The 20,413-nt window shown below is 39.9% G+C and carries 18 protein-coding genes; 7 read left to right on the top strand and 11 right to left on the bottom strand.

Annotation, left to right across the window (positions count from 1 at the left end):
• Entirely contained in the window at positions 1-2,409 is a 2,409-nt protein-coding gene (locus tag FW757_RS12765; protein WP_145240561.1) for a Lon protease family protein, read from the top strand.
• 2 nt (positions 2,410-2,411) lie between these two features.
• Entirely contained in the window at positions 2,412-2,888 is a 477-nt protein-coding gene (locus tag FW757_RS12770; protein ID WP_149980730.1) for an FKBP-type peptidyl-prolyl cis-trans isomerase, read from the top strand.
• 45 nt (positions 2,889-2,933) lie between these two features.
• Here FW757_RS12770 and FW757_RS12775 read toward each other — a convergent pair whose 3' ends face one another.
• The gene (locus tag FW757_RS12775) at positions 2,934-4,373 is read right to left on the bottom strand and encodes a sugar porter family MFS transporter (protein ID WP_220491345.1); all 1,440 of its coding nucleotides are present in this window, start codon (positions 4,371-4,373) and stop codon (positions 2,934-2,936) included.
• 382 nt (positions 4,374-4,755) lie between these two features.
• Between FW757_RS12775 and FW757_RS12780 the strand changes: the two genes are divergently transcribed.
• Positions 4,756-5,283: a hypothetical protein gene (locus FW757_RS12780; protein ID WP_145240584.1), complete on the top strand. Its 528-nt coding sequence runs from the start codon at positions 4,756-4,758 to the stop codon at positions 5,281-5,283.
• A gap of 34 nt (positions 5,284-5,317) precedes the next feature.
• Here FW757_RS12780 and FW757_RS12785 read toward each other — a convergent pair whose 3' ends face one another.
• The gene (locus FW757_RS12785; protein WP_145240586.1) at positions 5,318-5,830 is read right to left on the bottom strand and encodes a CIA30 family protein; all 513 of its coding nucleotides are present in this window, start codon (positions 5,828-5,830) and stop codon (positions 5,318-5,320) included.
• An 87-nt stretch (positions 5,831-5,917) separates the two neighbouring features.
• Here FW757_RS12785 and FW757_RS12790 point away from each other — a divergent pair, with 87 nt between their 5' ends.
• Together FW757_RS12790 and FW757_RS12795 are read left to right on the top strand one after the other, a co-directional pair.
• Entirely contained in the window at positions 5,918-6,655 is a 738-nt protein-coding gene (locus FW757_RS12790; RefSeq protein WP_446441279.1) for a hypothetical protein, read from the top strand.
• 165 nt (positions 6,656-6,820) lie between these two features.
• The gene (locus FW757_RS12795; protein WP_446441280.1) at positions 6,821-10,066 is read left to right on the top strand and encodes a S41 family peptidase; all 3,246 of its coding nucleotides are present in this window, start codon (positions 6,821-6,823) and stop codon (positions 10,064-10,066) included.
• A gap of 132 nt (positions 10,067-10,198) precedes the next feature.
• Here FW757_RS12795 and FW757_RS12800 read toward each other — a convergent pair whose 3' ends face one another.
• The 4 genes from FW757_RS12800 to FW757_RS12815 all read right to left on the bottom strand — a co-directional run bounded on the left by FW757_RS12800 (position 10,199) and on the right by FW757_RS12815 (position 12,986).
• On the bottom strand, positions 10,199-10,852 hold the full coding sequence (locus FW757_RS12800; protein ID WP_404699167.1) for an NAD-dependent epimerase/dehydratase family protein: 654 nt from the start codon (positions 10,850-10,852) through the stop codon (positions 10,199-10,201).
• Between the two features lie 111 nt (positions 10,853-10,963).
• On the bottom strand, positions 10,964-11,650 hold the full coding sequence (locus tag FW757_RS12805) for a hypothetical protein (RefSeq protein ID WP_446441281.1): 687 nt from the start codon (positions 11,648-11,650) through the stop codon (positions 10,964-10,966).
• Positions 11,632-12,375: a hypothetical protein gene (locus FW757_RS12810; protein WP_259398484.1), complete on the bottom strand. Its 744-nt coding sequence runs from the start codon at positions 12,373-12,375 to the stop codon at positions 11,632-11,634. Before FW757_RS12810 ends, FW757_RS12805 begins: the two co-directional genes overlap by 19 nt.
• 26 nt (positions 12,376-12,401) lie before the next feature.
• Positions 12,402-12,986: a hypothetical protein gene (locus tag FW757_RS12815; protein WP_182718113.1), complete on the bottom strand. Its 585-nt coding sequence runs from the start codon at positions 12,984-12,986 to the stop codon at positions 12,402-12,404.
• A 227-nt stretch (positions 12,987-13,213) separates the two neighbouring features.
• Between FW757_RS12815 and FW757_RS12820 the strand changes: the two genes are divergently transcribed.
• Together FW757_RS12820 and FW757_RS12825 are read left to right on the top strand one after the other, a co-directional pair.
• Positions 13,214-13,930: an enoyl-CoA hydratase/isomerase family protein gene (locus FW757_RS12820; RefSeq protein ID WP_182732192.1), complete on the top strand. Its 717-nt coding sequence runs from the start codon at positions 13,214-13,216 to the stop codon at positions 13,928-13,930.
• Positions 13,931-13,997: 67 nt separating this feature from the next.
• Positions 13,998-14,984, top strand: a complete 987-nt coding sequence (locus tag FW757_RS12825; RefSeq protein WP_149980720.1) for an RDD family protein — start codon at positions 13,998-14,000, stop codon at positions 14,982-14,984.
• Between the two features lie 85 nt (positions 14,985-15,069).
• Here FW757_RS12825 and FW757_RS12830 read toward each other — a convergent pair whose 3' ends face one another.
• From FW757_RS12830 to FW757_RS12850, 5 genes are all read right to left on the bottom strand, one after another.
• On the bottom strand, positions 15,070-16,296 hold the full coding sequence (locus FW757_RS12830) for a hypothetical protein (RefSeq protein ID WP_446441282.1): 1,227 nt from the start codon (positions 16,294-16,296) through the stop codon (positions 15,070-15,072).
• An 80-nt stretch (positions 16,297-16,376) separates the two neighbouring features.
• Positions 16,377-17,957 (bottom strand): apolipoprotein N-acyltransferase, encoded by a 1,581-nt coding sequence (lnt, locus tag FW757_RS12835; protein WP_182761456.1) that lies wholly within the window; start codon positions 17,955-17,957, stop codon positions 16,377-16,379.
• Positions 17,938-18,819, bottom strand: coding sequence for a CNNM family magnesium/cobalt transport protein CorC (gene corC / locus FW757_RS12840; protein ID WP_149980717.1), 882 nt, complete (start codon positions 18,817-18,819; stop codon positions 17,938-17,940). The genes lnt and corC overlap by 20 nt, the downstream gene beginning before the upstream one ends.
• Positions 18,820-18,841: 22 nt before the next feature.
• Positions 18,842-19,300: an rRNA maturation RNase YbeY gene (gene ybeY, locus FW757_RS12845; protein ID WP_145240621.1), complete on the bottom strand. Its 459-nt coding sequence runs from the start codon at positions 19,298-19,300 to the stop codon at positions 18,842-18,844.
• Between the two features lie 4 nt (positions 19,301-19,304).
• Positions 19,305-20,366 (bottom strand): PhoH family protein, encoded by a 1,062-nt coding sequence (locus tag FW757_RS12850; protein WP_145240623.1) that lies wholly within the window; start codon positions 20,364-20,366, stop codon positions 19,305-19,307.
• Positions 20,367-20,413: the final 47 nt, after the last annotated feature.

Below are 20,413 nucleotides of genomic sequence, written 5' to 3' on the forward strand. Positions count from 1 at the left end.
ATGACGAAGAAACTGCTGCCTTTATCTGTGTCGGCCCTTGCGCCGACAATTTCACTTAATCATGTACAAACGTGCATGAACAATCCATATCCTGAAACCTTGACTTTCATCGGTCAACAGCGGGCGCAAAGTGCGCTTGATTTCTCGTTAGGGATGGAATTACCTGGTTACAATGTGTATGTAATGGGGGAGGCCGCGCATGGTCGGTTTACCTTAGTCAAAGATAAACTTCAAGCACACAGCAAAGGCCGGCCAACACCAAATGAGTGGTTATACGTTAATAATTATGACGACCACCGCGAGCCTATCGCAATGTTTTTACAAGCAGGTCAAAGTAAACAGTTAGCTGATGATATTGACTCATTTATTGATGAAGTACTCGACACCTTTCCTGCAGCGTTTGATAACCCAGCGTACCAGCGTAAAAAGAAAAAAATCGACCGTGAATTTAACGACGCTTACGATAGCGCAATTACTGCTGTGGAAATTGCCGCGCTTGAGCAAAGTGTTGCCTTAATTGAAGAAAAAAGTGTGGTTGGATTTGCCCCGCTGATTGATGGCAAACAACTAAGCGATGCTGAATTTGCTGAGCTTGATGATGAATTGCGTGAACAATTTTATGAAGTAATTGAAAAACTCGAAGATGCACTCATTGAGGCACTGATTGAGTTGCCTCGTTGGAAACGTGAATCATCTGAAAAACTCCGTAATTTAAAAAAATCCACCGCAGAGCTGGCTACTAAGCCATTACTAAAAGATCTTGAACATAAATATGCTGCGCACATTGGAGTATTACGCTATCTAAAAGACATCCGCGTGGAAATTATTGATGCGGTACTTGAGTGGCTCGATGATGAAGATGTTAGCGACGAAAACAAAGAAGATTTTGACCGTAAAGGGATGCTTACCGACTTTTTTGCACCTAATATTTTAGTTGAATTTAAAGAAGGTGATGCTGCCCCTGTGGTGTATGAGCCAAATCCTACCTTTGGTAATATTTTTGGCAAAATTGAATATGCTACTTCACAAGGCTCATTGATCACCAGTTATCGATCGATTCAGCCGGGGGCACTGCATCGCGCTAACGGTGGTTATTTGATTATGGACGCTGAAAAAGTGATGGCTAATCCACAAGTGTGGGATGGTTTAAAGCTGTCATTAAAAACTCATCAAATCAAAAATGATTTACCGTATCAAGATAGTGCTGTTGGCAGTAGCTTTACCTTGCGTCCACAGTTGATCCCGCTTGATGTAAAAATTATTTTACTCGGCTCGCGTGAGTTGTATTACACCATCGGTGAATATGACGAAGAGTTTGCTGAGCTGTTTAGAGTGTTAGCCGATTTTGATTATTACCTGCCAAGCAGTGATAAATTACAGTATCAATTTATCACTAAAGTGATTGAGTACTGTGAGCAGACGCTAAAGTGTAGTCTAACTGAGTCAGCGATGGCACGATTACTGAAATTTAGCTACCGCCAAGCAGAACATCACAATAAGCTTTCAGCTCGTTTTGCTGATGTGTTAGAGCTAGTGGCAGAAGCCAGCTTTTATACCAAGCAAGATAACTTAACTTTAATTGATGCCCATCATATTGATGAAGCGATTGAAGGCAAGCAATATCGTACTGGGCAAATTAGCGAAAATATGCTCAGCGATATCAAAGAAGGGCATACCTTAATTGCCACCGACGGTCATGCTGTAGGTAAAGTAAACGGTTTAACAGTATTACACATTGGCGATACTTCTTTTGGTACTCCGGCACGGATCACCGCCACGGTTTACGCTGGTGCGGATGGGGTAATTGACGTTGAGCGCGAAGCTGAGCTGGGTAAAGCCATTCACTCCAAAGGTGTCATGCTACTGACGGGCTATTTAGGTAATAAATATGCGCAGCAATTTAGTTTAACGCTCAGTGCTAATATCGCCATTGAACAAAGTTATGGCTACATTGATGGCGACAGTGCGTCATTAGCTGAGTTGTGTGCGCTTATTTCTGCAATTACTAGCTTACCTATTAGCCAGTCAATTGCACTGACTGGTTCAATTAACCAGCACGGTGACGTGCAAGCCATTGGCGGTGTAAACGAAAAAATTGAAGGGTTTTTTAAGCTTTGCAAAATGCGTGGTTTAACGTCTGCGCAAGGAGTAATAATTCCTAAATCAAATCAAGTAAACTTAGTGCTTGATGACGAGATCCTCAATGCAGTAGAGCTTGGCAAGTTTCATATTTATGCAGTTGAAACGGTTGACCAAGCGCTTAATTTACTGATGGATATTGCAGCAGGCGAGTTGAGCGACGGGCAATATCCTGAAAACTCAGTTAACGGCATTGCCTTAGCCCGTTTAAGTGAAATTGCAGATATCGTTAATGGCGATAACGACGAAAAAGAACACGAGAAAGAATAATCATGATCAACATTATTTTGGCGATTATCATCGCCATTTTATGCTTTTTGATTTTTCAAAATAGCAAAAAAGTAAAGCAACAAGCGGTCGCTAATGCGCAAATCGAAGCCGACTTTTTAGTGGCAAACAGCAAGGTTGAAGGGGTTATTGAGACCGCATCTGGTCTGCAATATAAAGTTGTTAGCAGCAGTGGTAGTGAGGCAAGACCAAGCCCAACTAGCATGGTGAATGTGCATTATCACGGTACTTTGCTAGATGGCAGTGTATTTGACAGTTCTGTTGAGCGTAATAGCCCAATCAGTTTTGGTTTAAATCAGGTAATAAAAGGCTGGACTGAAGGCTTGCAACTGATGAGTGAAGGCGATAAATACACCTTTTATATCCCTCATCAATTAGCTTACGGTGAAAAACGTGTTGGCAGTATTCCTCCAGCCTCTTTACTTATATTTGAAGTTGAATTACTTAAAGTAGAGTCTTAGTTGAAAAAATGGCGAAATAAATACATTCGCCATTTTAAACAACTTTTACATGGCTTCTAGCTTGATACCACGTGTTTCTTTTATATATTTAACAATAAAAAATACGCTAATAAAGGCCGAAATAGCATAAAACCCATAGGCACCAGCTAAACCAATACTACCGAGCATAATCGGGAAGGTCATGGTAATTGTAAAGTTGGCAAGCCATTGCGCACTTGCTGCAACAGCTAAAGCAGCCCCTCGAATACGATTATTGAACATTTCGCCTAATAGTACCCATACAACAGGTCCCCAGCTTAAGCCAAAAAATACCACAAAGAGATTAGCCATGATAAGTGCAAACGTGCCCATACTGTCAGTTAATGCAAGTTTACCTGCCGCATCGAGGCCTGCGCTACCAAAGGTATAAGTTAATGCACTTAAACTAATAAACATACCAATACTACCTACTAGTAATAATGGTTTTCTGCCTACTTTATCGATAAGCGCAATTGCTATAAAAGTAGATAAAATATTGGTAGTACCCGCTAATACATTGATGAATAAAGATTGTGATTCATCAAAACCCGCTGCTTGCCAAAGCTCAGAGCCGTAATAAAAGACCACATTAATGCCTACAAATTGCTGAAAAACAGACAAAGCGATACCAACCCATACGATTGGGTGTATTTTCTTTTTACCGTCAATAAATAAGTCACGAATACTTGGTTTTTTATCGCCATGAAGTGACTGCTTAACATCGTTTATTTGTGATTGGGCATCATCATTGGATATTTTTTTAAATACAGCTTTGGCTTTTTCTAATTGGCCTTGGGCAACTAAATAACGCGGCGACTCTGGTATAAATAATACTCCCAACAGAAATAATCCTGCAGGTACAAGTTCTGCCCAAAACATCCAGCGCCAAGCCGCCAGCTCAAGAATAAAAATACCTTCAGCGCCGTTTGCCGCCGAAGCGATCAGGTAATTACTTAAAAAAGCAGCAAATAAGCCAAGTACAATCGCTAATTGTTGCAGTGTTGCTAATCGTCCACGCAAAGCCGCAGGTGCGACTTCAGCAATGTAAGCGGGTGCCAATACAGATGCAGCGCCAATACCGAGACCACCAAATAGACGATAAAAAATAAATTCAGCGGAGCTGTCTGCAATGCCTGAACCAAACGCGCTAATGGCAAATATTACTGCAGTGATGATCATAATTGAGCGGCGACCAAATTTATCAGCAAGCGGGCCCGCAATCAGCGCACCAAGAGCACAACCCAGTAAAACCGACGCAACATTAAACCCTGTTGCGACGCTGCTTGAGTTAAATGTTTTGCCAAGCGCCGACACAGTTCCGTTGATAACCCCGGAGTCAAAGCCAAATAAAAAGCCACCAATTGCTGCAACGCCAGATATAAATATAACGTAAAGTAGAGAATCGGTGTTTGTTGATAAAGAGTGATTCGGGCTATTAATCTTGCCCGACGATAAAGGTGTTGTCATGGTGATATACCTGGTTATTGTTGTAACGAATTATATAGTAGTGTGAGGCGACGCATATTTTAACATGATTTTATCGGGGCTGACTCTTTCATAACTAATATTAAAGTTATTATTAAGCACTTCGAGTAGACCTTTAACGTCGCCAGTTTTGAACATGCCTGCAACGTGTACTTGCTTCAAACGTTCGTCATCAGTATGTATAGCTATAGTGGCTCAAAGTTATGTTGCAGTCTTTGATGCTAAAATATTTGCTTTTAGAGTTTAACCATTAGTAGCTTCCTAGCATTTGGGTAATAACAAAGGGTAATATTTTTGGAGAAGAAAGCTAAAGTCTTATTATTTTGTGCCGATATTATTACCAGGATAATTTTAAGGATGAAATATGAAGATCTTACCTGTTATTACTATTCCTGAAGCTCATGGGTTTCAAAGTAAATACGAAAAACGACTTGAAGAACAAGCAGCGCAAACAGAACAGCCTGAATATATTTTGTCTGAGTTTTTAGATGCTAAAGCGCAAGAGTATAGCGAAGATGATGTGAATTTTGCTGAACAGTATAACAATTTACAAAAAGTGTATGAAGATTTCGCTCAAAAGATCATCGTGCTACAAGAACAAATTAATAAATTAAAACAAGATCCAATTCAGCGAAATCTCAAGCTTGAAAGCCACAATAGCAACTTTATACAGCTGGAAAAAAATACCGAAGCGCAAAATTTAAAAATAGATCCTGAGCATACTGGTGCGAAAAAATACCGAGATTCTCAACAGCAAGAGCAAATTGATATATTAGTTCAGCAACTTAATGAGCTAAAGTCCAACCACGCAGAAATAAAGAAACAGATGATAGAAATGGTTATCACAGAACTTAAAAAGCGAGGTAACGAAGAATATGATTTTAAAAAATAATTTTAATATTTCCAATATAGCAGCTTAATTTACGCTATTTAAGCTCAAAGTTAATATGCGCTAATTTAAGTTTAAAATTACCTTGCTGCTTTTTGGCGATCATAAGGCCCAATTGTTGTACATCTTTGAACGTTAACTCTGGTTGCTGCTCTAAGGTTTTACCACGGTAAGTGAGAATAAAGTCAGTTGGTGAGAATGTAACGACTTGCCATTGATCTTTTAATGTTGCAAACGAAGCAGTAAACGCTGGCCCATCTAGGTACTGACTCGTTCTTAAGCGAAGTTGATACGTTTTACCATCTCCTTTGAACCGTAAATATATGAGATTGGCGTTTTCTTTATTAGTGTTTATTGTTGTGCGTATTGAAGCAAAGCCTCCATTATTTTCAAGAGAAACGTTGCCTGTAAAAATTAAGCTATTGTCCTTCTCATAAGCTTGGCTGGTCGATAAACCGCCCATTACTGAGTCATTAACTATTTGCCAGTGCAGAATTAAATCGCCGGAACCTGATAGTAATGGCAAACTAGTTGTAGGGTTTGTTTTCATTTTTTATCGCAAAGCTTTGTGTTATAGATAAGTTCAATAATACGTATGTTCAGATAAATTGATCACTTTTTTAAAAATAGGGAAAGCATGAATTCAGATAAATTTTTTAAATGGGTATGGAACTTAAATGGAATTATTTTATTAGTCGGGGTTTTAATTGCTACTGCGTTAATTTCAGTCCAACTTGTTACAACAGTATTTAATGATAACGACGTTGAGCCACCGGCATTAAATTTAGCAGATGACAAAAACGAAGAAGAAAAGTGGCGTTTGGGCTACCCGCGAAGAGTAGGAGAAACGGACTTTTATTATATAGAGCTTGAGTCTGAAAAGTTAACGGTTGAAGCCGATACCGAACGTGGGTTAGGGCAAGTTGTAGAAAATTTTAGTGGTTCCTCTTATTATAAACATAGGCCAACACGGTCAAAAAATGTGATGTTTATCAATGGTAAAACAAACTATGCAAATTGGCTTTTTGATACGACAGATCAGTTGATCACTGATATTTCTCCATTGTATTTATCTGAATTTGATTCGCAGTCAAAAGCGGCGGGTATTGCCTATCATGTTATTAAAAACGACACAAATAACGACGGCCTTTTAAGCAACGAAGATAAAAGCACTTTTGCGTTAAGTAAAATTGATGGCAGTGGTTATAGCGAGGTTCTCACAGGCTACGACCGCATTCTTGAGCATGCTGTTAATGAGCAAGGCAATTTGTTTATGTTGTTTATAGACAATGCTGAAGTGTTTTCAATGCTTGTTGATTTAACTACTTTTAAAGTGATTGATAAAAGGCAGCTACCTAAAGTCGGAGGACTATAACTATTACTCATGAGTATTATTTAACCTGACCTCTGATTAAGAGAATTACTAAGACACTGATTATAAATATTGTTCAGGTTATTTACACTCTGTTACAGTTATTTGCCGAACAAAGCTGCAATCCATTTTTATGTTGTTATGATGATATAAAATAACAACATAAGGATGGTTAAGTTGAAATTACGTACTTTTTTAACCGCAATAGCGATTGCGCCTACATTCTCACCCATAGCCGCGGCTTATGATACTCAAGATACGCGATTATTACGTTTTCCTGATATTCATAAAGAGTCGGTTACTTTTGTTTATGCCGGTGATATTTATATAGCAAATATCAAAACGGGTAACAGCACGCGCTTAACAGATCACATTGGTTTTGAAACATTCCCTAAGTTTTCTCCAGATGGGAAAAGAATCGCTTTTTCAGCACAGTACAATGGTAGCCGCCAAATATATGTAATGAATCGCGATGGCAGTGATCTAAAGCAACTGACTTACTATAACGATGTTGGTGTGATGCCGCCTCGTGGTGGCTATGATTATCGCGTCCTTGATTGGACGCCTGATGGTAAACATATAGTGTTTCGAGCAAACCGTACACCTTATGGTAAGCGTGTGGGACGTCCTTACATGGTGCCTGCCGATGGTGGCTTAGAGCAGCCATTGGCCATACCTGAAACGGGTGGCGGCATGTTATCGCCTGATGGTAAGCAATACGTATATACACCAATTGATCGCGAGTTTCGTACCTGGAAGCGCACGCGAGGGGGCCGCGCACAAGATGTATGGATCTATGATTTAGAGCACAACAAGTCTACGCAGTTAACTACTGATAGAGCCACAGATCAGCAGCCTACTTGGGTGCATGATAATATTTATTATGTCTCAGACAGAGCATACACCTTAAACTTATACAAGCATCAAGACGGTAAAGCACCAGTAAAAGTGACCAATCACACGGATTTTGATGTGCTTTGGCCATCGGCAGGCCCAGATGCCATAGTGTATGAGAATGGTGGTTATTTATACCGTTTTGACGATGCAACGCAGCGTGAAGAAAAGCTGACTATTAACGTACAGGGAAATCGTGAATATACCATGCCTTATAGCAAAAATGTGGCTGGCTTTATTGATTCGATGGATGTATCCCATGATGGTAAGCGTGTGGTTTTTAGTGCCCGCGGAGAGCTGTTCTCAGTACCCGTTAAAAATGGCCCAACACGCAATTTAAGCCATACGCCTAAAGGGCGTGAAATTGCCGCTTCGTGGTCACCAAATGGCCGTTATATTGCGTATATGAGTGATGAAAGTGGTGAGTACGAAATTTATATCCAAGACCGAGCTAATAACAACAAGGTTAAACAACTGACAACTAATGGCACTATTTGGCGTTTTGACCCTGTTTGGTCACCGGACAACAAAAAGCTATTGTTTGCAGATCTAAATCACACCTTATGGTGGCTTGATATAAAAACCGGCAAGCAGCATAAAATTGATACCGCCAAGTATGAAGAAGATGGCTTAACTACGTATATTTGGTCACCTAATAGTGAAGATGTTGTATTTGTTAAAAATAACGAAAATCGTTATGCCTCATTATGGCATTACAATTTAAAAGACAAACAAGTTACACGTCTGACCGACGATATGAGCAGTGAACGAAATCCTGCGTTTTCTCCTGATGGTCAGCAATTGTATTTTACTTCAGAGCGCGACTTTAACTTAACTTTTAGTAGTTATGAATTTGACTACATGTTTAATAATGCCACGCGAATTTATGCTGTTGCTGTCAATAGCAAAATTAAACCGCTGAATGCGCCACTGACTGATGAAATAAGTATTGTTGACTCGAAAGCGAATAAAGACGATGACAAGTCAGCTAAACCGCTAAGCACTTATATTGAAAGTGATGGTTTTATGGACCGCGTTGTCGCTCTAAATGCTCCGGCCGGAAATTACAGTGCTTTAACTGCTGTAAAAGATGGCGTATTAACACTCTCTGCGGGTGAGCTAAAATTAATACCTATTGCCGTCGATGGCGAAATTGCCACCGTAGCGAAGGGGGTTAATAGCTATAAAATATCAGCGAATGCGCAGCATATCATTGCTCGCTCAGGTGATAATTACAGTGTAATTAAGCCAGCCGCTGAGCAAGATTTAAAAGCCACCCAGTTAGACTTGCAAAATATGATACTAAAAATTGACCCGCAAACAGAGTGGGCGCAAATGTATCGTGAAGGCTGGCGGACATTACGTGATTGGTTCTACGATGAGAATCACCACGGCCAAGATTGGGATGCTATTTTAAAACGCTACCAACCAATGGCTGATGCAATCGCACATCGCGCCGACCTTGATTACGTGCTAAGCGAAATTGCCGGCGAGATTAACTCCGGGCATATTTATGTCAACTCTGGCGATATGCCAACTGCAACACGTTTACAGCATGGTTTATTAGGCGTAGAAATTAGCGCGCATAAATCCGGTTTTGTAAAAATCGAAAATATCTTTAAAGGCGAAAACTGGCACGAGAACTTCCGCTCACCACTCAACGAGCCGGGCGTTAACGCAAGCGTTGGTGATTATATTGTTGAGGTAAATGGTCGTTCAGTAAAAGATGTGGTTAACTTTTATGAATTACTTGAAAACACCCAAGGTAAATCGATTGAGTTATTGCTTAGTAAATCCCCGAGCCTGAAAAAAAGTTGGAAGGTAACAGTTAAACCAATCGCAAGTGAAACCGGCTTACGTTATTTACAATGGACGCATAGCCGTGCTGAATACGTCGATAAACTATCCGACGGTCGTATTGGTTATGTACATTTGCCAAACACACATTACGAAGGTAATCGTTCGTTATTTAAAAACTTTTTACCGCAAACTAGCAAAGAAGCAATGATCATAGATGATCGCTACAATGGCGGTGGTTTTATCCCAGAGCATATGATCACTTGGCTGGCACGCAAACCGCTTAACTACTGGAAGCGTCGTGGCGTTGAGCCAACTAAAACGCCACAGTTTGCCCATGATGGACCAAAAGCCATGCTGATCAACGGCTACTCAAGTTCAGGCGGTGACGCACTACCGTATTACTTCCGCCAAGCAGGTTTAGGTAAACTAATTGGCACTCGCACTTGGGGTGGGTTAATAGGTATCTCTGGTAACCCAGGGCTTGTGGATGGTGGCTCTGTGATCGCTGCTACCTTTAGAATACTCGATAATGACGGTAACTGGATCATCGAAAATGAAGGCGTAAGCCCAGATATCGAAGTGATTGACCGTCCAGAGCTTATTCAAGCTGGGCAAGATCCGTCGGTTGAGCGTGCCGTACAAGAGCTGTTAAAAGAGCTTAAGGCGAACCCGAAAAAACTCTTGATTGTGCCGCCAGCTCCAACAGAGTTTGGTAAGTAGTAAGGTTAATAGGTATTAATAACTGAGCCAGCATTTGCTGGCTTTTTTATAGCTTTTTGCACTGAAGTTCGTATTTAAATTTGCCGGTCGCCATTTATGGCGAAAAGGAACGTATAAAATACGTACTGAAGTTTAACTGTTAAATAGTTCATCTAATCTAAAATATTCAACACCATCACCTGATTGTTTACTGATATTACACATTTTTAAGGCAACTTGTTTGCCCGTGATAGGGCGATACTTTCTTAAACCAGGTAGCATACATAAAATTGGTAACAATACACTGCCAAGCTTTTCACCAATACGAAATTCGTTATTACGCTCGCCAAGTAATAACGATGGCTGAATAATACTAATGCGTTTAAATGGCAGTTCTTTGACAGTATTGTCAAGTTCACCTTTCATTTGTAAATATGCGTTACCACTATTGGCATTTGCACCACTGGAGGATATTAGCAAGTAATGGTGTACTTCGTGTTTTGCAGCAAGTTCAGCGACTTTTAACTGATAATAAAAATCAACCTTACGCTGAGCGGCAATAGAGCCAGCGGCTTTTTTGGTGGTGCCTAAACATGAAAATAATATATCCGCTTTAAAAAGCGCAGCGTGTTGAGCTAAATGGTTAAAGTCCACTACATGATTAACGACTTTGTCACTGTTATAACTAATAGGGCGACGCGTTAGGGTTATAACTTTACTGATATGAGTTGCCATAATTAATTCTTCAACTAAGTGACTGCCCACTAAGCCAGTTGCACCGACAACAATAGCGACTTTATTAAGCATAAGTATCCTCAAGTATTAATTTTATTTGTGAGAACTGGGGGTGATTATAATATCACTCATCAAAAGTCTAATAGTGGCTAAAGCTATAGCTTACTATTAGACTGAGAGCTATTAGATTTCTTTTTTTAACAAGACGATAGGGGATAAAATATGTTTTATCACTTGTTCATATTTACTGTCATCGGTTAAATCTGGAGCATGAAGATCTAGACCAATCTCAAAGTCATAATTTTTGCCATCAGGAATGTAGTACTGTACTGCAAGGCTTATTACCGGCCTAAATTCGACTGACTTTTGAGGTATTGTTACGATATGTTGCTCAACACCATTCCAATTAGCAGTGCCATCAATAACTTTTATTGAGGTTTCTTGCGGCTGAATAACTAACAGAGTATTAATATTTGGATATGCGCTTTTAACGTTATTAAACGTGTATTGCATTGCTGTTTGTATTAGTTCTAAGTTAAGTTTACCTGTTTTTGTGTTGAAAGCACCGCCTTGATTCATAATAAAACTGTTAAAAAATCTTTGTGCCTGCGGATTTAGGTTAGTCAAATTATATTTTTTTGAGAAGTTGACCACGTTATTGTCAAATGCTTCTCGGTATAATACTTTGCTACCGGTATTTGAGGTTGGCAACCATATATAGGCAAGATCGCTATGGGTAGGTGCGTTGACTAATGTGATTGCACTAATCGTCACTTCAGGATCGCTATTATATTGAATCAGTTTACACCCGACTAAATTTAGTAAAGTCATGATGATTAAAAAAAGCTTCATCATTTTTTTGTTTTCCAAGTGTCAATTGTCTTTAGTGCAAATTGTAACGCGTTGTCTAATTTTGTAGGATCTTTAAATAATTTATCAGCATCTTTAACAATAATTTCTTCATCGCTGTTAAATTGTGCAACTAATTCAATACCCCCAGAACCTGTTGTTAACAGTGTATCGTGTTCATCTCTAATACGGATATATAGTCGGCTCCCAGGAACATAACCTTCTTCGTTTTGAAATAACGATACAAATATATCTCCACCATCAGCGCCGCCTTCAAGGTAAGACTCTTCCTGACCATACCATTTTGCCACATGTCCTAATAGAATACTGTTAGTAAATTCTGCTCTAACAGTATCTACGCCCGCAAATACAAACGCACTTATACCTAATTTAGCTTTTGTTTTAGCAAGGGCTTTTTTCCAGATTTCATTACGTAGGTTTTCATTTTCCTGACCTGTAAGAGGGTCGTACAAATTATCAGCATTGTCTAATAACTGATAATAAACATCATAAACCTCGCTGGCATCAACTACTTGAAATCCGCGATCTTCAAGTGCTTTTTTTATAGGTTTTTTATAATGATCTGCCAACTGTTGTTCAAAATAACTGAGCTCTTCTTCAACATAAAAACCACCAATCCCAAGTATCTGATGGTTTGATTTTAGTTGTGCTGTATTCATGTAATTGGGTGAAGAGTTACACCCACTTAATGTTATAAGGATAAAAATAGTATAAATATATCTCATAATAATTCCTGAAAATGAGTGTTAAGTTAAAGTAATTTGATTCCGATTTTAGCGAACGAGGTGAGGGTCAGGTATCTATATTCGCTACCTCCAACTTGCGAACGCCAGTTGATCGTAGTTTTTTTATTATTCAAACCGCTATCAGTATAAAAAATTAGGTATTTTGCCTCGCTTGGCAGAGTAAACTGTGTTTTGTAGTACAGGTTACCATCCAAACCTAAGGTTGTTGGTAAACCATTTTGCCATGCTTCATAGGGTTTTAGGTGTTTAATAATCTGTTTTGACTTATCCAAAAGCAATAACTGAGGATAGACAAGCGTTGCATTTTGAATAAATACGCCATTAGCGTAGCTAAAAACTTGAGCAAAACGACTGTCGCTAGGTTTTTCAATTGCAATAAATGGGCTTTTCGCATCGTTAAAAAGTCTTACAGGCTGCTTTTTCAAATCAAAATGAATAAACTGCTTTGTTTGTTGCGCTACGAATGTAATATCGTTTAAGTTAATACAACATACCGTGCGATTCTTTAATATTGCGAGATCATTTTTAGCCGAATTCGCGCAGCCTGATAACAATAGAAGTAAGAGCAATACAATTGTTAACTTTTTCATAAGTATTTTAATTATTATTAGTATATAGATAGTATCTAATATGCAATAAGACTGAAATATATAAATTGCTAATATGTGACACAATGTAAATGAAATGAAAGGTGATGAATTTGAACTGTTTTATTACAGGCTCAATGGTTTGTAATTAAACAGATAAACTAAACATCGGTCTGCGTTCAAACGAGCAATAATCTTTTTAAAAAACTATAAAATTGAAGAGGGACTTTATGAGTATCATCTCCTTAACCACTCAACATAACGTTGCGGTGTTAACCTTAACAAACGGCGAAAATCGCCAAAATCCACAGTTTGCACATCAACTAAAACAAGCGTTAGCAGAGGTTGTTGAAAACCAAAACCACAAAGCGCTAGTGATCACCTCAAATGATGATAAGTGTTGGAGTTTAGGCATCGATACTGATTGGTTGTTACCTGCTATGCAAGCAAAAAAGGCCGATGAAATACGTGGTTTTATGTACGACATGGACGATGTATTTAAAACCTTACTGCTTTTTCCTATGCCAGTGATCGCTGCCATTAATGGTCATGCTTTTGGTAACGGTGCAATTTTAGCGTGCGCGTGTGACTTTAGATTTATGCGCGGCGATCGCGGCTTTTTTTGCTTCCCTGAAGTGGATTTATCAATCCCATTTTTACCTGGCATGATCGCCTTTGTGAAAAAAGCGATCCCTTACTATCGCTTTAACGAAATGAAACTGACAGGGCGTCGCGTTTCTGGATCAGAGCTTGCAATTGATCACGTTATAGAAAAAGCCTCAACAGACCAAGATAGCCTATTAGCGGACGCAATGGCGTTTGCCGCTGCATTTGATAAAAAGCGCGCCATTTTTGCTGAGCACAAAAAACGTTTACACAAAGAAATAATTCGTGTGATAGATGAAGAAAATAAACCATTTATAGATAATCTAGCCTTGATGGTTTGAGCTATAAGCTGCTCTCAATAACAATCTAAATAAAGATGCTTATTTAATTTTAAGGATAAAGGCGTAAATGAAAGCGAAACAAATAGAACAATTAGCATTAACAGCTGCTGAAACTAAGGAAGTTATTACGCCCTATGCATTTAAAATAGATCAAGCGTTATTGGGACTACCACTTGCTTCACCGACTCGCCGCGCGCTCGCGATGGTAATCGATGTAGCGCTAATTTTTCTCGCGGCTAAGATCAGTGCTGCTGTAATCGCATTTGTAGCTGCAATGGCTTTTTATAAAGGCACAGCGCAAAAATACTTACCAACAATGTCGACTGTTTGGCGAAGAGTATTAAAAATAACTGCTGCCAGTATATTATTTATAAGTTCACTCTCAGTGCTTGCAATCGCAATCGATTTTTTTGAGGATGATACTGCGATTCAAGGGATAAGAATTAAACGCGAAACACCATTAAATGCAGAGGAAAAACAACAGATAAATACTTATTTAATGCAAACAGCACCAAGTCAAAATTGCGATCAGGCTTGTCAAAGCAATGCGCTTGCTAATTTAGTTACTCAAGTGCCACAATTGGCTGAAATAGATGAATCTGATAACGATCAGGTTGCCCGATTATTATTGAAAGTAATGGTTGAAGCTGATGAGCAGACTTCTGCACCTGAAGACGCACCGGTTAAAGCTGCACCTGTGAATAGTATTTTACAGTGGGGCAAAGGAATCATTCAAGATTTAGGTCTTGGCTTTGGTTGGGCTGCTGTATATTTTACATTATTTTCGCTGCTTTGGCGTGGCCAAACACCGGGTAAAAAAGTATGCAATATCCGAGTTGTCGCACTTAGTGGCGAAGATTTAAGTTTATGGGATGCGTTTGGCCGATACGGTGGCTACGGCGCAGGGTTTGCAACTGGGTTACTAGGTTTTTTACAAGTTTATTGGGATCCGAACCGCCAAGCCATTCAAGATAAAATATCAGCAACTGTGGTTATTAAAGGCAGTATAAATCAGCTAATAAATGAAGAGACAGTTAAAGCGATTGTTAAATAGATAGTTAGACTCTAAGTAAGTTTTATAGAAAGGATTAATATACAGAGCATGCCCTATTTATGAAAAATAGGGCATTTAGTGAGGTTCACAGTCCTAAAAACTCTAAATAAGGCATAATAACATCGATATTTGATTTTATGAGTGCGCTAATGCCGGCAAAAAACAGCGCGAATAGTGTACACGCTGAAACATAGCTAACATGTTTATAAATCAGACGATAAAACTTGTCCAGAAAGTTCCACATCAAAAATAATGCGCCTATCCAAAACATGGTATCAAGTTTATATAACAGCGCAATTGTGACCACTGCTATTTCACTAATTAAACCGATAAGCTCAGCGCTAAAGCGTAGCCAAGGTTTTTCTTTTAATAAGAAAAAGCTAAGTTGGGAGATCCCTGAAAAATAAGCAAGTGGCAGTAACGTGAGCATACCAAGTTCAAAAGATTGTAGAGGCTGCCTTAGTTCGAGTAAAGGCGCGAACCAATCGGTATAAAATACTAACCAAGCTAATAGAGTTAACGTAAAACTAAGCGCAGTTAAATAAACAGATTGTGCAACGCGTTCATCTTGGCTGCCGACGGTTACTCTACCTGGAGCAACTAATATCATAAAACCAAAAGTTGATAACAAGGCTAATACACTGCAAAACCCAAAGATGCTGTTATCAAATATTAAGGCCAGCGCTGCGAATGTAATAGCTAATGGCCAACCTACCCATTTAGCTTCTTCTTTATCGTCACTAATGCGACTTAGCACCGAATAGCTAACAATGCTGCCTAAAGAGAATCCTGCAACCAGTAGCCAATATTCGTAGTGGAAAAAAATGAGCGAAATGATGGACGCGCCGTAAATCAAAAGTTCGTTGAGTAATGGTGGGAAATACGACATGATTTTGCCAATTAAGGCCAATAATAACAAAGCTGAAATAGCATATAGCGCGGTGGTGAAACTATCAATACGCTGCTCGGTGTCAGATATTGGTGAAGGTTGTTTGCTAATTTGATGGGCATTACCAATCGGTATGTCGGAGGTGTATGTTCCACTGTCTAAGTCAAAATGAAAGTTCGTTTGTGCTTGTTGATGTAAAAAAGTAGATTTTTCAGTAAACACATTCTCTGAAACAGCATTTTCAGCTTTTAACTCTAGTAATAACTGATATTGAGCTTGTAACTCATCCTTGGAACTGACTTCATATTGAGCGGCTAAACCCAAGGAGGGGATAGTAAGCATCAATACGAACAGAATAAAATGCCTGACTCTGGCCATGTGCTGTGTAATTGATTGTTTGCATAGGGTGTTAATCCATAACATACGACTTCCTTGTTATTATATTTACGACAATTGATGTAGATGAAATATATCAATTATGTGATTAATTTTAGTGAATATATTTAACGATGATTATCTTTATATTTAAATTTTACGATTAATGCTGCGATTGTAATGCTAAAAATAAATAACCACACAGGCAAGTTACCGTATTGACTATAGATGCTGTCGCCTTGGATTAGCTTGATATTAACTTTAAGGGTGTCGGCTTCAAATTGTGGCATGCTGACTTGAATTTGACTGATTGGGTCGTATACGCCGCTGATGCCATTGTTGGTCACACGAATAAGCGGGCGTTGCAATTCAAGGGCGCGCATACGGGCTATTTGCATGTGCTGGTGGGGGCCGTGGGAGGCACCAAACCAGGCATCATTACTTACAGTAAATAAAATATCCGAATCATTGTGGTAATTACCACGCACTAAATCAGCAAAAGCGATTTCGTAGCAAATGGCCGGTAATATATTTAAGCCATTAGCACGTAAGTTATTTTGAACTTGGTCGCCGCGAGAAAATGATGACATAGGTAAATCAAATAAAGGGGCGATAGGGCGCAATATATCTTCAAATGGCACAAATTCACCAATGGGAAGTAATTGGTGTTTTTGGTAACGGTTTTTACCTAAGTATTGATAATGACCATGTTCGTCACCCTGCTCTTTATTACCAAGTACAATTAATGTGTTGAAGATTGCTTTAGTGTCGCGCTGATAGTCAACAATACCCGTAATGAGTGCGGTATTGTTAAATGAGGCTGCGCTATCTAAGCCTGCTAAATAGCTATCTGCAAGTGCTTCTATTTCAGGCACTGCAGCTTCTGGCCAAACGATTAAGTCGGCATCCCAGTGCGGTCGAGTCATATCTTGGTACTTACTCATTGTGGTCCAAAATTCACTCGGGTCAAAGCGCAGATGCTGTTTGATATTACCTTGTACCAGTAAGGCGCTAATCGTTTTATCACTGTAACTGTTATTGCGCGTGTAGTGAGTAATAGCGAATAGTACAGCGATGCTAATTACAGTGGCTGCTGTGGCTTTAAAGTCTCTAATAAACAGCAGGCGATAGAGCGCAAAACCAATCGCGATACATACAAGGGTTAAGCCAAACTCACCAATTACTGGAGCGAGTAGATTAAGTGGGCTATCGGTTTGAGTATAACCAAAGCTTAGCCAAGGGAAGCCGGTGAGTACCACACCGCGTAAGTATTCGGTGACAGCAAAGCCTGAGAGTAATAATAAACCGTAGCTACTAGGGCCGCTGGCAAAGCGTGTGGCAAACATAAAGGCTAAAGCCGGGTAGATAGCTAAATAAGCACATAACAGCACCATCAGTAACACTGAGGCTACCAGTGGCATACCGCCGAAGGTGGCAATGGAGACATGCACCCAACTGATACCTGCGCCAAACCAACCGAGGCCAAATATAAAACCATATTTGGCGGCGCGTTTACTGGCTAGTTTGCCATATTGCTGCCCAGAATTATGTGTGTGGGTACTGTATATCGCTAATGCTAAACAGGCGAACGTGAGGGGCCAAATCTCAAAAGGGGCATAACACAAGGTTAAAAAGAGGCCCGCAACCAGTGCGAGCCATGCTTTTTTATCTTTTGCTAAATGCAGGCAGTTAGTCAGAAGTGTCTTCACTGTCGTTATCATCAGCCTTTGGCACTGTAACCTGTAATTGCAATAATCGACGATTATCGGCATTGGTTACTTTAAATTGTAAGCCATCTATATCAATTATTTCACCACGGCCAGGCATATGCCCAAAGGCGTGTAAAACAGTACCACCGATGGTATCAGCGTCTTGCGTGCTGTAGCCAGTTTTAAAATATTCGTTAAAATCATCAACAGGAGTAAGTGCTTGAACAACAAACACATGCTTTGCAAGTTGACGAATATCTAGTTGCTCTTCTTCGTCGTGTTCATCTTCAATTTCACCGACGATGAGCTCAAGAATATCTTCTATGGTTACTAAACCAGATACACCGCCGTATTCATCAATTACTAACGCCATATGGTAACGCTGTTGGCGAAACTCATTAAGTAGCGTATCAACACGCTTACTTTCAGGCACAACAACGGCTGGGCGTAAATAATCACGTAATGATGGCAGTAGATCATCTTTATTGAGGATCAGTGGTAATAGATCTTTTGCTAGTAAAATGCCTTCAATGTGGTCTTTATCTTCACACACCACTGGAAAACGTGAATGCGTTGAATCGACCATCATTGGAATGAGTTCTTCTAGTGGCGCTTCCACTTCGAGCGTGATCATTTGTGAGCGCGGGATCATAATATCTCGCACTTTTAACTCTGACACACCGAGCACACCTTCGATCATCTCTTTGGTTTCAGGATCAATGACATCCCGAACTTGCGCATCGGCAATTACTTCAGCCAGCTCTTCTCTATTCTGGGGTTCCCCTTGCAACATTTGGGTAATTCTACCCAACCAGGTCTTGCCAGAAGAACCCTGGCTAGTCTGCGAGTTATCGTCGCTCATTGCGTCTACTTGCTCCGTAAATTTAAATATCGTCCCGATATGGGTCTGCTATGCCTAATTCGGCAAGCAATTGCTTTTCAATGCTTTCCATTTCTGTCGCATCTTCATCCTTTATATGGTCAAATCCAAGTAAATGCAAGCATCCGTGGATCACCATATGGGCAAAATGGTCATGAAATGACTTTTCTTGCTCTATTGATTCAGCTAACACTATGGCTGGGCAAATAACTAAATCACCCACCAAAGGTAGCTCTATACCTGCTGGCGCTTCAAATTCAAACGACAACACATTGGTTGGTTTATCTTTACCACGGTAGTCATTATTGAGTTGTTGGCTTTGTTCTTCATCAGCAATAACAATACTCAGCTCTGATTCATCACGGTATTGACTAAGCACTTTATTAGCCCACAGCGCAAACTGCTCAAGACTAGGCAAGTTATCAAACTCGCAGGCTATTTGTAAATCAAGTTCAGTGTTCACGGCATCACTCTTTAGTCGAAGGTTGCGCTTGCTCTTGGTTTGCGAGCAAGTCTTTAGCACGTTGTTTTTCGGCGCGTTTGAGTCGTTCTGCTTCATCGTTACGTTCGTAGGCTTCAACAATGCGTGCCACGACAGGGTGGCGTACCACGTCCTGTGATTGGAAGAAGTTAAAGCTTATTTCGTCTACATCGCTAAGTACTTCAATGGCGTGACGAAGCCCTGAGCGCGCACCACGGGGTAAATCTACTTGGGTAATGTCGCCAGTGATCACTGCTTTTGAATTAAAACCAATTCGGGTTAAGAACATTTTCATTTGTTCAACCGTGGTATTTTGGCTTTCATCTAAAATAATAAAGGCATCGTTAAGTGTGCGACCACGCATAAAGGCAAGTGGAGCGACTTCAATGACATTTTGTTCCATCAGCTTTTCGACTTTTTCAAAGCCGAGCATTTCAAATAAGGCATCGTACAATGGGCGCAGGTATGGGTCGATTTTCTGACTTAAATCACCTGGTAAAAACCCCAGTTTTTCACCGGCTTCAACAGCAGGGCGGGTCAATAAAATACGCCGTATTTCTTGACGCTCTAAAGCATCAACTGCTGCGGCGACAGCTAGGTAGGTTTTACCTGTGCCAGCAGGCCCGATACCAAAGGTGATATCGTGACGAAATATATTCGATACATAATGACCTTGATTGTCGTTACGTGGTTTTATTACGCCACGACGAGTTTTGATCATCACCTCTTTGCCATATTCGTTTAGCTCATCTTGCTCTAATGCATTTGACTCACTAATGGCTAAATGTACGGTATTTGCTTCAATTTCAGTAATAACACCGCGTACTGGCTGAGTTTCGACATATAAGTCTTTGAGGATTTCCATCGCTGCAAACGCGCTGGTGGTTTTACCGGTGATTTTAAAATAGTTATCGCGATGAGTAATTTCAACACCTAAGCGGCGTTCAATGTGTTTGATGTTTTCGTCAAACGGGCCACATAAAGATGAAAGACGTTTGTTGTCGGAGGGTTCTAAATAAATCTCTAATTTTTTTAATTGATTACTCAAAATTGCTTCCTGTTTTGATGTGCCAGCGAGGCTGGCACAGTAAGTTT

The sequence above is a fragment of the Pseudoalteromonas sp. 1181_04 genome, assembly GCF_052850545.1.